Genomic DNA, 14,112 nt, shown 5'->3' with positions numbered 1-14,112 from the left:
TGTTGGTCCCATGCCGGCGTAGCATCCCGCGATGGCCGCGCCCAAGTCGACAACCGAGCAAAAACGTCCCTCGTTCTACATCATCGACGGCCACGCCCAGATTTACCGGGCTTACCACGCCCCGTTCCGCGACCTGACCAGTCCGACCGGCGAGCCGACCAAGGGCACCTTCGTGTTCACGCAGATGCTGATCAATCTGGTCGAGCTGCGCAAGCCGGATTACCTGCTGATGGTGATCGACGCGTCGGACGAGACGGTCTTTCGCAAGGAGATCTTCCCCGAGTACAAGGCCAACCGCCCGCCCAAGCCGGATGATTTCAAGCCGCAGGAGGACCGGATCCTGCAGATCGTCCATGACGCGGGGGTGCCGATCCTGAAGCACGACGGCTACGAGGCCGACGACATCATCGCAACCCTCGCCGATCGGCTACGGGATTTGCATGACGTGTACTTGGTTTCCAAGGACAAGGACCTGCGGCAACTGCTGTGTGACCGCGTAGTGATGTACGACGTGCACACAGACGAGGAGTTCGACGCTGAGGCGATGCGCAAGAAGCTCGACTATGGCCCCGAGCAGGCCGTCGAGGTCCAGGCGCTCATGGGCGACAACATCGACAACGTCCCCGGCGTCCCCGGCATCGGCGAGAAGACCGCGGCCAAGCTCATCAACAAGTACGGCAGCGCAGCCGCCGTCTTCGAGAACGCCGACCAACTCACGCCCAAGCAGAGCGAGCGCGTCAAGGAGCACGGCGCGGAGAAGCTGGAGTTGAGCAAGACGCTAGTCGCGCTCAAGCGGGATCTGGAGCTGCCGGAGTTCGACGAGGCCGCGTGCAAGTTCGAGACCCTCGCGACGCCGGCGCTGCGGGGGCACTTGGAAGAACTCGGGTTCAAGCGGCTGCTGGAGAAGATCGACGATGGCCCGGTCGAGAAGCCGGACATGCCGAAGGTCGAAGCCGCCCCGCGCAAGTACGCGCCGCTCTCCGAGGCAAGCCTGTTCGACCCACAACCCGATGCCGACGAGAAGCCCGCAACGCGCTACCACCTCGTCACCGACCTCGACGATCTCAAATCCCGAATCTCCAATCTCAAATCCGCACAGCGGTTCGCGTTCGATACCGAGACCGACGGGCTCGGCGCGATGTCGGCGGACCTGGCAGGGATGAGCTTCTCGACCGAAGCAGGGGAGGGTTGGTACGTCGCGGTCAAGGGCATGGGCGATGCCGTGCTGCCGAAGGATGACGTCATTGCCGCGGTCAAGCCGGTGCTGGAAGACCCGAGGCTCAAGAAGGTCGGCCACAACATCAAGTACGACGTGCTGGCCATGCGTCGTGTCGGCGTCGACGTGCGCGGCATCGAGACCGACACGATGGTCGCCGCCTTTCTCCTCGACGCTGCCCACAACAGCTACAGCCTCGATCGCCTTGCGACCGACCTGCTGGGCGAGATGATGACGCCCATCAGCGACCTCATCGGCAAGGGGAAGAAGCAGATCAGCATATGCGACGTGCCGCTTGACCGTGTGGCCGACTACGCCGCCGAGGACGCGGACATGACGTTGCGGCTCGCCGAGCTCTTGCTGCCCAAGCTCGATGAGTTCCCTGAGATTCGCAAGCTGCACGATCACGTCGAGGTGCCGCTGATCGACGTGCTGACCGAGATGGAGTTCAACGGCATCACCGTCGACGCCGACGTGCTCGCCAAACAGTCCGAAGTCCTCGGCGCACGCATTGACGACCTGGAGCAGAAGATCTACACCGAGGCCGGCAAGCCGTTCAACATCGGCAGCCCCAAGCAACTCCAGGAAATCCTCTTCACCGACCTCGGCCTCAAGCCGGTCCGCAAGACCAAGACCGGCTACAGCACCGACGCCGCCGTGCTCGAACAACTTGCCTCTGACCACACCGTCCCGGCGCTCATCCTCGAGTATCGCCAACTCGAAAAGCTCAAGAGCACCTACCTCGACGCGCTCGGTAACGACATCAACAAACACACCGGCCGGATTCACACAAGCTTCAACCCGACTGGTGCCGCGACCGGTCGGCTGAGCAGTTCCGACCCGAACCTGCAGAACATCCCCATCCGCACCGAGGAAGGCGCGCTCATCCGCAGCGCGTTCGTCCCCGGCGGTGGAGATGAGGTGCTGCTCGCCTGCGACTACTCGCAGATCGAGCTGCGCATGCTCGCGCACTACTGCGAGGAGCCGCGACTGATTGAGGCGTTTGCGAATGACGAGGACATCCACCGCGCCGTCGCCGCCGACGTCTTCGACACCAAACTCGACGATGTCACGCCCAAGCAGCGCGGTCTCGCCAAGACCATCAACTTCGCCATCATCTACGGCGTCTCCGCCTTCGGCCTCGCCCGCCGCATCGAAGACCTCTCGCAGAAGCAGGCCCAGGAAACCATCGACACCTACAAGCAGCGCTTCCCGAAGATCTTCGAGTTCTTCGACCAGTGCATCGCCGACGCTAAGGAGCACGGCTATGTCGAAACGATTAAGGGAAGACGCCGACCGATCCCCGAGATCGAGAGTCGCATCGTGAGCATGCGACAGTACGCCGAGCGGACAGCGATCAACAGCGTCATCCAGGGCAGTGCCGCCGACCTGATCAAGATCGCGATGGTCGATCTCCACGCCGCGATGACCAAGGCAAAGAGCAAGAGCAAGCTGCTCCTGCAAGTCCACGACGAACTCGTGCTTGAATGCCCGAAGGATGTCGTCGAAGTCGAAGCGAGCCTCGTCTGCAACGCCATGGAAAACGCGATGGGGCTGCGCGTCCCCCTCAAGGTCGACGCCAACTGGGCCCCCAATTGGCAGGACGCCAAGTGACCGGTTGAATCGCGGCCGAAGTTTCGAATGGCGGAGCCGGCGTCGATCGCGACAATCGCCGACATGAACGCCATTCAATCCGACGTTCTGTGGCAGAAGCTTCAATCCTTTTCCCTTGACGTGCCCGGGGCGGCACTGACGTTCACGCATCGTCTGGCACGCGAGAACGAGTGGTCGGTCGACTTCGCCGAGCGCGTGGTCGACGAGTACAAGAATTTCGTGTACCTCGCCATGCGGGCCGGGCATTCGGTGACGCCGAGCGAGGAAGTCGACCAAGCCTGGCACCTGCACCTGTGTTACACGCGCAGCTACTGGGACGACATGTGCGGCAACGTGCTTGAGCGCCCGCTTCACCACGGTCCCACTCAAGGCGGTGCCGATGAATCCGCCAAGTATCACGACTGGTACGCACTGACCTTGGCAAGCTATCGCCGAGTCTTCGGGGAAGCGCCGCCGGCCGACATTTGGCCGCCGGTCGAAAAGCGCTTCGCGGCGGACTGGCGGTGGGTGGATGTGAAACGGAACTGGGTGGTGCGAAAGCCACGCATGCTTACAGCAGGTGTCGCGGCGGTGATCCTGCCGATGTCTCTGGCAGCATTTTCCGTTGACGCGATCACGGCGATCTTTTGTTTGATCATCGGGATTGCGCTCCTGATGCTTCTGGTTGTGCTGCTCTCGGGCAAGCGCGGTCGAGGCGCCGGACGCGGCGGCCGAGACAGTGGCTTCCTCGGCGGCTGGTTCGGCTGCGGCTCGGGTTGTTCGTCCGACGGCGGTTCTGGTTGCGGTGGGGGCGGCTGTGGCGGGTGCGGCGGTTGATCAAGCCCGCATCATCGCCTCGACCGTCGGACGGATCGCATCGGTCGCCGCGGCGTTGAGCAGGGCGCAGCGGGTACGGCGACTGAGCACGTCGTCGGCGGTGACGGCCATCTCGTCGTCAACCGCGCGGCGGACATGGCCGCCGGTGATCGGGAGGTCGGGGTGCAGGCGTTCGCCGTCGACGTCGGTCGGCGGGATGATCGGCAGGTCGGCGGTCTTGCACGGTTGCGCCGGCAAGTCGGCGATCGTTGCCGCACGGTCAACGGCGTCCTCGGCCATCTTGCGGTAGGTCGTCCACTTGCCGCCGGTGATTGTTAGCAGCGTGCCGTCGACAACGATCGTGTGATCACGCGAGAGGGCGGCGGTGTTTGATGCGTTCGGGTTCGACACCAACGGGCGGATGCCAGCGAAGGTCGAGAGAATGTCGCCTCGTGTCGCCGGGTGGGCGAGATAGGGATTGAGCGTTTCGAGGATGTAGTCGATCTCCGCGTCGGTCGCGGTCGGGTCGGCGACGGGGGCGTCCATGGGGATGTCGGTCGTTCCGACCACGGCGACGCCGTGCCACGGGATGGCAAAAAGCACACGGCCGTCCGGCGTCTTGGGCACCATCAGTGCCGTCTCGCCGCCGAGGAAACGCAGCGGCAACACGATGTGCGACCCGCGACTCGCCGCGACCATCGGTGCAGCATCGGCGTCGGCGAGTCGGCGGACCGAGTCGGTGAACGGCCCGGCCGCGTTGATGACGACCTTCGCCGAGAGCCCGAGCGTCTCACCATCGACACGCACCGTGACCGCGCCACGCTCGACGCCGACCACCTCGGCATAGTTCAGCAGCGTCGCGCCGTGCTCCGCCGCAGTGCGGGCAAGATCGACGCACAATCGCGCGTCGTCGAACTGCCCGTCGAAGTAACGCACACCACCACGAAGTCGATCCTTGTTGATCCCGGGAATCGCGTCGCGAACGGCGAAGCGGCCGAGCGTGCCCGCGTTGGGAAAGTCGTCTCGCCCGGCCAGCAGGTCGTACGCCGCCAGTCCGGTTCGGTAGTACGCCGTCTCGAAGAACGAGAACGTCGGGATGACAAACGGCAATCGATGTACGCAGTGCGGTGCGTTCCGGAGCAGTCGCCGCCGCTCCCGCAGTGCGTCCCGCACCAGGCCGATGTTGCCCTGTCGCAGATAACGCACGCCACCATGGACGAGTTTGGTCGAACGCGATGACGTACCCGAGCCGAAATCGAAGCGTTCGAGCAGGGCGGTGCGATAGCCGCGCGTGGTGGCGTCCAGCGTAATGCCCAGCCCCGTCGCACCGCCGCCGATGACGACAATGTCGAACGACCCGTTGCGGAGTTGAGAGAGCATTGCCTCGCGTTGCACCTTGGAGGATATGGGCCGTCAGTACCGCCCACTGGCTCGCAGTAGCAGGAATGCCCCGGCGAAGAACGAGAAGAACGTGTACACGCAGAACAGGAAGATGCGCAGCGTGATCATGCTCCGCCAGCCGACGCGGTTGGCGTAGGCCTCGATGAGTGGGCCGGCGAAGTAAATCACGTTGGCGACGAGTCCGCCCTGCAGCGCGACCAGCGTGAGTCGACCGAACTCACCCGACGGATGCGTGAGTTCGCCGAGCAACACCATCGCCGCGGGCATGCCGCTGATGGCGATGTAGAGCGGACGAAGTTTCTCCCACGCGATGAAGATTTGCCGCGGTGTTTGGCGTGTCTCGGGCGGGGATGGTGCGGTGTGGGTCATGGTCAAAGCACCGGATTCACCGCGAAGTTCGGCCGATCCGGCGGGACAATCAACTCCTCGTTCCGCATGTCGAGCATGAGGTCCATGTCCTGCACCGCGGTGGCGCCGAGCAGGACCTGCTCGCCGAACACGAGCGCACCGCCGACGGACGTGCGGTTGTCGAACTGGATCTTCACGGGTGCGACGTAGGGAACGCGATGCGATGTCCCATCCGTGATCGTGGCAACGCGTGTCTCGACCTGTTCCAGTTGAAGTTGCTCGGCTACCGACTGCGGAATGCAAGTCACAATCGCCCCTGAGTCGCAGATGACCTCGAGGTTCAACCCCTTGAGATCCGGCTTCGCGGCGTTGGAGAGCAGGATACGACCGTGGACGATTCCCATGTCCGGATTATAACCCAAACTCGCTCCAGCGCTCATCCACCTGCTGTCGTGTCGCGGCGTCCATTTGCAGTTCCAGTGGCCAGGTGCGGACGTCGGCGTTGTAGCCTTCGCCTTCCCATTTTTCGGTGGCGTCGAAGCCGATCTTGGAACCGATGCCGAGCTTGGGGGAGGAGTGGTCGAGGATGTCGAGCACGCCGGTCGCCATCTCGACGTCACGCTTCGGGTCGACGTTGGCGAAGAGGTGGAACAGCACGTCCTGCTCGTCATGTACGTCGACGTGTTCGTCGACGACGATGATGAACTTGGTGAACGCCATCTGCCCCGCGCCCCAGATCGCGTGCATGACCCGGCGGGCCTGCTGGGGGTACTCTTTCTTGATTTTCACGTACGCACAGTTGTGGAACACGCCGGCCATCGGTAGCGAGTAGTCGAGTATGTCGGGGATGAGCGTCTTGAGGAGCGGTAGAAAGACACGCTCGGTCGCCTTGCCAAGGAAGTAGTCTTCCATCGGCGGCTTGCCGACGATCGTCGTCGGATACACCGGCTCGCGTCGCATCGTGATCGCGGACACCTCGAACTTCGGGTACATGTCGGCGAGCGAGTAGAAACCGGTGTGGTCGCCGAACGGGCCTTCGAGGAGTTTGTCGGTGGGGTGGACGTGCCCTTCGATGACGATCTCCGCCTCGGCGGGCACCTGCATGTCGATCGTCTTGCACTGGGCCATTTCGATCGGCGTGCGGTTGACGAAGCCGGCGAAGAGCAACTCCGGAATCCCCGGCGGCAGCGGCGCGGTCGCCGAGTAGGGCATTACCGACGGCCCGCCCAGCACGATCGCCAGCGGCGTTCGCTCCCCGCGCTTCGCATAGCCGCGGTAGTGGCGTGCGCCGTCGTGGTGCATATGCCAGTGCATCGCGCAGGTTTTCTTGTCGAACTTCTGCACGCGGTACATGCCGACGTTGGGCGTGCCGTCGTCGGGGTCCTTGGTGTAGATGCCGGCAAGGGTGATGTACTTGCCCGTGCGTGGCTTGTCCTTGAACGCCGTGATTTGTTCACCGAGATGCCCAAACACCTGCCCGCTGTCGATGTCTCCGTCGTGCGGCCAGCACTGGATGATCGGCAGCTTGTCGAGGTCGATCTTGTCGTCGGTCCAGACGACCTCTTGGCACGGCGCTCCGCCACGCAGCACGCTCGGCAGGAACTTCGACATCGACGGAAGCAGCCCCTTCAAATCGCCGGCGGCCTCTGCCGCGAACTTCACCTTCCCCGCCAGCGTCGGCGGCGGGACGGGCTTGACGAACTTGCCGATGCGGGCGGCGAGGTCTTCGAGGTTGTCCGTGCCGAGTGCGCGGGTGATGCGCCAGTAGCTGCCGAAGGTGTTGATCGCGACGGGGATGTCCGAGCCCTGCACATTGTCGAAGATCAACGCCCGCCCGCCCTTATCCGCGTGGACGTGTTTGTCGAGATCGCCCGTCGCCTCCGGCCCGTGCGGTGCCTGCGACTTCATGACGCGATCGCTGACCTCCGCCAGCTCCAGCACCGGATCGACGCTCGCGGAGACACGCCGAAGCTCGTCGTTGGCGTCGAGAAATTTGTGGAACTCGCCGAAGTTGCGGAAGGGGCCGTCGGGCATGCGAGAGCTTACGTCACTTGGCTGTCACGCTGTTCAAACCCCAGGTCAACCTCGACGCCGGGGTCGTCTTTGTAGTGGAGCGTGATCTCCTCCCCGGCGGTGATGTCGCGGCGAGCGTTGACGTGCATCAGGTCGGGCGAGATGTGTTCGAACTCCGCGTTGGGGTTGGTCGCATGGTTGTAGAGCGACCCGTAGCCCAGGGCGAGGCCGACCATGTGTTGACCATCAACCTTGCCACGATCAAACACATACCACGAAATCCGTGCCGCCCGCTTAGCGGTCGGGTTCGCGCCGAAGACTTGTTTGCGAGGAATCAGCAGGACCGGCATTCGTTCGATGAGCGATCCGGCAGAGATGTCGGTTCGCGCAAAGACACCGCGGCCGGCGGGGTCGCAGTCGTTCACACGTCTCACTTCAATCAGTGGCGACTGCACGGCGATCGGCGCGGGGCGTCGCATCGGCCACAGCCTATTCGGAAATTGGCCACCAAGTTTCGCTTGCACGGCACCGGATTGATACAAAGATGCGGGACCGAGCGTTCGGGAGAACTTGCAACCATCCCCGGCGTCTGAAGGAGCAGCGCGTGAGGTCTGGACTGAACGGAACACTGCAAATGCCAAACAGCGAACCGGATCCCGCAGCACTATTCGACGCTGCGCGGGCCGGGGATCGGGCGGCTTTCGGGCAACTTGTCCGAATTTACCAGGATCGGCTCTACAACGGCGTGCTGCGGCTCGTCGGTGACCACGACGAAACCAAGGAAATCGTCCAGGAAGCCTTGCTCAAGGCGTTGCAGAACATCGGCACCCACCGCGGCGAGTCCGGGGCGTACACGTGGATGTTCCGCATCGCGATGAATCTGGCGATCAGTCGGCTCCGCAAAGTGCGTCGTCATCGGACTTTTTCGCTCAACGCTCGCAGCTACGCCAATGACCGGGAGCCGAGCGAGCGGGTTGCCGACGATCATGCGCCCGAGCCGGGCGATCGGCTCGACCGGCGGGAACGGGACGCGCTGGTGTTGGCGGCGGTGGGGCGTCTGGACGTCGAATACCGGACGCTGATCGTGCTCCGTGATCTGGAGGGTTTCGACTATCGGCAGATGGCGGATTTGCTGGATCTGCCGCTGGGCACACTCAAGAGCCGGCTGTTTCGCGCCCGGCTCGCACTTCGCGAAGAACTTGCCCCGTACTTCGGCGTCGAAGAGAGATCACCGGCGTCCGCTCCGGACCCGACCGGCCGATCGGCCCCAAGTTCGACGGAGAATAGTGAGCGTTCCCCGGCGTTGTGATCGCGGGACACCGAGTCAGGAAAAGCAGATGGCTGTGGACGAACAACATACCGAAGCGCTGCTCGCGGCTTACATCGATGGCGAACTCGACGCCGAGCAACGTGCCGCTGTCGAAGCATCGCTGGCCAAGCGGCCCAGCCACGCGGCCATGGTCGACCAGATGCGTCGTGCACGGGCACTCGTCAAGGGGCTGCCGACCGAGCCGGCACCGGTCGGGCTGGCGGATGACGTACTCGGTCAGTTGGAGCGGGCCGCATTGCTTGAGCCGGCCGGTCTTGCGATCAAACCCGCGCGTCAGCGACCGCTGGCGTTGGCTGCAGCCGTGGTGCTGTTGCTCGCGGGCGGCTTGGTGGCGTTCGTCCTTTTCGGACTGCCCGAGCCGAACGAGTCGGTGAAGACCGCGGCCAGCGACTCGGCCACGCGGGGGGGCATCGGCGGGGACATCGACGAAGTGCCGGGCGAGGAAACTGACGCCGGATCGCCGGTGATGGATGAGCCGGAAGTCGATGTGGATGGCACACCAACGCCATCGTTGCCACCGGATGAGCCGGTCGATGGTGAAGATGATCCCACGCCGACGTTCACGCGTGACATGTTCGCGGCCGACACGCCGTCACGGATCGGCGGGGGGCGATTGCCGGGCGGTTTGTGGTTCGATCTTCAGCCGCGTAATCCGCTGGATACGCGGCCGCGAAACCCCTTGGATATCGACCCCAATCCGTCTCTCGCTGCCGGGCCTGCGAATGAGCGAGTCCGGCCGGTGATGGTCATCGCCGAGACCGTCGATTCGGCTGCGGTTCAGGCGGAGATCGAGCGATTCATTGCCGACCAAGGCTTGGTCGTTCAAAGCAACGCCGATGGGACGTTCGCGCTACGCATGTCTCGGCGGGACGCATTGATGCTGGCCGATGCGCTGGCGTCGGCCGAGCGGGTGACGTTGCTCAACGCCGAGGCGTCGGCCGGCGGCTTGATCGAGCCGGGGGAGACGCTGCGGGTCGAACTGATCAAGCGTAACGACCCGACCCAGGCCGAAGCGGTCGATGTCGAGGTGAGGCCGGACGGCACCGTCCGCGTCGTCGGCGGGCTTGCACGTGAGGTCGGCCCGCTGCCCGCCGCTGGTGCGACCGAGCAGGAACTCGCCGACGCGCTCGAATCCCAGCTCGGCGAGGACGGTCCGTTGCAGGTCAACGTCCGCCGGCAGTCGAACGGCCAAGTCACGCCCGTCGATCCAGACCGACGCATCAAGCCCGGCGACCGGCTCGAAATCGCGCTCGGGGACGTCTCCGAAGTGCGTGTTGTCGATGCGGCCGGGATGGTCAGCGTGCCCGAACTCGACCCCATCTTTGCCAGCGGTTTCCGGCCGCAGGAGTTGGCGAACCTCATTGACTATCAGTATCGCGAGGGCTTCATCGGTGCCGAACCCAAGGTGCGGGTGTCGTTCGCCGATCCGCCGATGCCGCCGGGAGGTGATGCGGTGGTCGATACGCTGATCGTGATCCGTCCGGTCTTGCCGGCCGCGCCGAAGTGACCTGAACAGGCCGGGCGGGTTTCGGCGGCCGAATTCCGACAACGACATGAAACATTCGCCCGTCGGCGGCGTATTTACATCAGAGCAGGACGGTCACGCAAACGCCGCGAACCACGGCGGATACACGAAACTCCCTACCCCAGACCCCGGGCATTTTCTTCCCCACGCCCGGGGTCATTTTCTGCGCCCACACGCCTCCTTCGGACGCGCCATGTTTCAGCGCTGGACGATCAGATCACGTAGCTGGAAGAACATGAAGATGCCGAACACGGTCGCGAGCGCCGACGGAATCTGGAGGCCGTACCCGTTTGCCAGCATCACGCCGACGTAGCCCACATTGAGCAGCGTGGAAACCGCGATGAGCCCACCGATCCCGAGAACCACTGCACGCGGCAGGCGAAAGACGATCGCGACGCCTTCGAGAAGAATGCAGAAGCAGAACAGTGAAATCGCCAGATCGCCCCAGAAAAAGAGCGTTTCCGTGTAGGCCAACGGCGAACCGTCGGTGTCGGTAAAGGTCCAAGTGAACTCGCCGATCCCCGCCAGGCTGAGCAGCCAGAACCAAAACCGGTTGAACACGATCAGGAAGATCACGCCCAGCGCGATGTTGAGCCAACCGATGCTCGTGTCGGCCGACCGCAGCGTCGCGGTGGTCACCGGCTCGACTGACTCGGCGGGTCGCTCGGTGCGTTTCATGCTCGGCAGTTTTTCGGGGTCGAGGGCCATGATGTGGGCAGTTGTTGGCGTGGGCCGGTTGTCGCGGCGTCTGTGATGAGAATACTTCAACCAGCACCATGTCCCAAGATTCCGCCCCAACCGCCGACCCGCTGCAGGAAATCGAAGCCACCACCGCCGACGCCGACGCCGGCTTGGCCGCGGTGACCAACGCCGACGAGCTCGAAGCGTTTCGCATCCAGTTCCTCGGCACAAAGGGCCGCGTCAAGGGGCTGATGAAGCTGCTCGGCAAGGTCCCCGGCGACCAGAAGAAGGCCGTCGGGCAGGGCGTCAATGCCCTGCAAAAGCGGCTACAATCGGCGTTTGAGGAGAAGAAACAAGCCCTTACCGCCGGCGCGACCGAGGCCGCCGACGCCATTGATGTCACCGAGCCAGGCGTCGCACCGCCGGTCGGCAACCTGCACCTGCTGCTGCGAACGGCGGATGAGCTGACGGACCTGTTCGGCCGGATGGGCTTCGACGTGGCGTCCGGGCCGGAGGTGGAGGACGAGTTCCACAACTTCGTCGCCCTGAATATCCCCGAGCAGCACCCGGCCCGCGACCCGTTGGACAACTTTTACCTCGCCGATCCGCCCGAAGGTCGTGACGAGAAGCACCTGCGGCTCCTGCGGACCCAAACCAGCACGGTCCAGATCCGCGTGATGCAGACCCAACCGCCCCCGATCCGCGTGGTCATCCCCGGCCGTGTCTATCGCCCCGACACCCACGACGACACGCACCTGAGCATGTTCCACCAGCTCGAGGCCCTCGTCGTCGACGAGAACGTCACGATGGTGGACCTGAAAAGCACCATCACGCAGTTCGTCCACGCCTACTTCGGGCCGGAGACGAAGATGCGGTTCCGGGCGAGCTTCTTTCCCTTCACCGAGCCGTCGGCCGAGGTTGACGTGTTCTTCGAGGACAAGCAGCAGTGGATCGAACTGGGTGGCTGCGGGATGGTCCATCCCAACGTACTGACCGCCTGCGGTATCGACCCGACGAAATACTCCGGCTGGGCCTTCGGCTTCGGCATCGAGCGGATCGCCATGCGCAAGTACGGCATCCCCAACATCCGTCTGTTCATCGAGAACGACGTGCGGTTCCTGCGACAGTTTTAGCCCGGCCCATAAGAGCCGTTCTGGGGCGGCAGGAAGGGCCGTCAGGGCCGATAAACGACCGGGCCGGAAAAATTCGACCCCTGCGTTTGACGCTGTCCTGGCCGTGCCTATCGTGCTGACCCGCAACGGATAACTGATCGCCAACGCGACGCTCACACGACGCGAAAACGGTCACTTGCAACAGCAGCCGTTGCCGCTCTTTGACAAGTGAAGAGGTAAGGTTCTCAAAAACATCCAGAGATGGATGTTTTACATTGCAGCCACGGACTGATTTCAGGTCTTTCTGTTGTCCGTGGCTGGCGAGCACCTGAAAGCTGAAAGTGAACACAGTGTCGAGCAACGTCGGTAAGTATGTCCGCCGGTGTTCGATAAATGTGATCAAGCTACTAAGGGTGTTTGGTGGATGCCTTGGCATCGAGAGGCGATGAAGGACGTTGGAGCCTGCGAAAAGCTCCGGGAAGCTGGCAACCGAGCGTTGATCCGGAGATGTCCGAATGGGGAAACCCGGCGGTTAGTGATAGCCGTCACTCGTTGGTGAACGCATAGTCAACGAGAGCGAACGCGGGGAACTGAAACATCTAAGTACCCGCAGGAAAAGAAAGTAACCACGATTCCGTGAGTAGCGGCGAGCGAAAGCGGAACAGCCCAAACCGGGCTTCGGCCCGGGGTTGCGGGCGTGCGACATGGACCTTGAACGTTAGTCGAAGTGAGCTGACAGCCACACCAAAGAGGGTGCAAGTCCCGTAGACGGCAACCGGATAGGCCTAGCGCGTTCCAGAGTAGCACGGATCTCGTGGAACTCCGTGTGAATCCGGGTGGACCACCACCCAAGGCTAAATACTACTCGATGACCGATAGTGAATCAGTAAGGCGACTGAAAGGTGAAAAGCACGGCGTCAAGCCGAGTTAAAAGTACCTGAAACCAAACACTTACAAACTGTCGGAGCCCTATGCCCTTGCGGCACGGGTGACGGCGTACCTTTTGCATAATGGACCGGCGAGTGCAGCATGACGGCAAGGCTAAGCGTTTCTAGACGTGGAGCCGCAGCGAAAGCGAGTCCTAACTGGGCGAATCAGTCGTGGTGTTGCGACCCGAAACCTGGTGATCTACCCGTGGACAGGGTGAACACGCTGTAACAGGCGTGGGAAGCCCGAAGCCTTAAACGTTGAAAAGTTTTGGCATGATCTGCGGGGAGGAGTGAAAGTCTAATCAAACCAGGAGATATCTGGTTCTCTCCGAAATGCCTCTAGGGGCAGCGTCTGGCAACTACTCACAGGGGGTAGAGCGACTGATAGTGGCTGGGGCCCTTCCCCGGGTACCCACCGCTTCCAAACTCCGAATACCTGTGAGACTATCCAGGCAGTGAGTCCGCGAGGGATAATCTTCGCGGTCGAAAGGGAAACAACCCAGACCATCCGTTAAGGTCCCTAAATCTTCCTCAGTTCGTGAGGATGTCTTTCTGCTGTGACAACCAGGATGTTGGCTTAGAAGCAGCCACCATTTAAAAAGTGCGTAATAGCTTACTGGTCGAGCAGAGAGGCGCCGTAAATGATCGGGAATAAGGAAGATACCGAAACGATGGGAGCGAAAGCTCGGTAGGAGAGCGTAGTACTCGGCGTCGAAGCGATAGCGTGAGCAGTCGTGGAGCGTGTACTAGCGAGAATGCCGGTATGAGTAACGATAATGCAGGTGAAAATCCTGCACGCCGAAAGCCTAAGGTTTCCTGGGGAAGGTAAATCCGCCCAGGGTTAGCCGGGAGCTAAGTCGAGGCCGAAAGGCGTAGACGATGCACAACGGGTTAATATTCCCGTGCCGATGCCGGCGGTTGAACCTCCACATGTGTCCCTATTGATCCTGTCGCCCGACTAGACGTGGGCGTGCCGAAAGGCCGAGGACGCTTTGATTCCGAAGCAGGCGGCTTAAGGGCCGAGAAGAGTGTGGTGGTGACAATGGCATTGTCCGTACTAAAACTGACACAGGTAGGCGAGGCGAGTAGCCTCAGGCGCTCGAGAGAACTGTGGTGAAGGAACTAGGCAAATTGACCCTGTAACTTCG

11 protein-coding genes and 1 rRNA gene are annotated in these 14,112 nt (G+C 62.6%); 6 read left to right on the top strand and 6 right to left on the bottom strand.

What is annotated here, in order from left to right; translation table 11 throughout:
• Window positions 1-31 precede the first annotated feature (31 nt).
• Complete coding sequence (polA, locus tag AAGD32_09815; GenBank protein ID MEM8874544.1) at window positions 32-2,830, top strand: DNA polymerase I; 2,799 nt, start codon at window positions 32-34, stop codon at window positions 2,828-2,830.
• A 63-nt stretch (window positions 2,831-2,893) separates the two neighbouring features.
• Window positions 2,894-3,646 (top strand): hypothetical protein, encoded by a 753-nt coding sequence (locus tag AAGD32_09810; protein MEM8874543.1) that lies wholly within the window; start codon window positions 2,894-2,896, stop codon window positions 3,644-3,646.
• On the opposite strand, the gene AAGD32_09805 is transcribed toward AAGD32_09810, so the two are convergent.
• From AAGD32_09805 to AAGD32_09785, 5 genes are read right to left on the bottom strand one after another with little or no spacing between them, the layout of a single operon-like run.
• On the bottom strand, window positions 3,647-5,020 hold the full coding sequence (locus AAGD32_09805; protein ID MEM8874542.1) for a glycerol-3-phosphate dehydrogenase/oxidase: 1,374 nt from the start codon (window positions 5,018-5,020) through the stop codon (window positions 3,647-3,649).
• A gap of 18 nt (window positions 5,021-5,038) precedes the next feature.
• A complete protein-coding gene (locus AAGD32_09800) occupies window positions 5,039-5,395 on the bottom strand; it encodes a hypothetical protein (GenBank protein MEM8874541.1) in 357 nt (118 codons plus the stop codon).
• A gap of 2 nt (window positions 5,396-5,397) precedes the next feature.
• Window positions 5,398-5,778, bottom strand: coding sequence for a clan AA aspartic protease (locus tag AAGD32_09795; protein MEM8874540.1), 381 nt, complete (start codon window positions 5,776-5,778; stop codon window positions 5,398-5,400).
• Between the two features lie 7 nt (window positions 5,779-5,785).
• Entirely contained in the window at window positions 5,786-7,408 is a 1,623-nt protein-coding gene (locus AAGD32_09790; protein ID MEM8874539.1) for a UbiD family decarboxylase, read from the bottom strand.
• 8 nt (window positions 7,409-7,416) lie between these two features.
• The gene (locus tag AAGD32_09785) at window positions 7,417-7,866 is read right to left on the bottom strand and encodes an SET domain-containing protein-lysine N-methyltransferase (protein ID MEM8874538.1); all 450 of its coding nucleotides are present in this window, start codon (window positions 7,864-7,866) and stop codon (window positions 7,417-7,419) included.
• Between the two features lie 155 nt (window positions 7,867-8,021).
• Between AAGD32_09785 and AAGD32_09780 the strand changes: the two genes are divergently transcribed.
• Window positions 8,022-8,696 (top strand): sigma-70 family RNA polymerase sigma factor, encoded by a 675-nt coding sequence (locus AAGD32_09780; GenBank protein MEM8874537.1) that lies wholly within the window; start codon window positions 8,022-8,024, stop codon window positions 8,694-8,696.
• A gap of 28 nt (window positions 8,697-8,724) precedes the next feature.
• Complete coding sequence (locus tag AAGD32_09775) at window positions 8,725-10,224, top strand: polysaccharide biosynthesis/export family protein (protein MEM8874536.1); 1,500 nt, start codon at window positions 8,725-8,727, stop codon at window positions 10,222-10,224.
• Between the two features lie 216 nt (window positions 10,225-10,440).
• Here AAGD32_09775 and AAGD32_09770 read toward each other — a convergent pair whose 3' ends face one another.
• Window positions 10,441-10,920, bottom strand: a complete 480-nt coding sequence (locus AAGD32_09770; protein ID MEM8874535.1) for a hypothetical protein — start codon at window positions 10,918-10,920, stop codon at window positions 10,441-10,443.
• Window positions 10,921-11,018: 98 nt separating this feature from the next.
• On the opposite strand from AAGD32_09770, the gene pheS reads away from it, so the two are divergent.
• Complete coding sequence (gene pheS, locus AAGD32_09765; protein MEM8874534.1) at window positions 11,019-12,056, top strand: phenylalanine--tRNA ligase subunit alpha; 1,038 nt, start codon at window positions 11,019-11,021, stop codon at window positions 12,054-12,056.
• A gap of 376 nt (window positions 12,057-12,432) precedes the next feature.
• Window positions 12,433-14,112 (top strand): 23S ribosomal RNA (locus AAGD32_09760); the annotation flags it as partial.

The sequence above is a fragment of the Planctomycetota bacterium genome, assembly GCA_039182125.1.
GTDB lineage: Bacteria > Planctomycetota > Phycisphaerae > Tepidisphaerales > Tepidisphaeraceae > JBCDCH01.
This window is presented reverse-complemented; position numbering and strand designations above follow the sequence as displayed.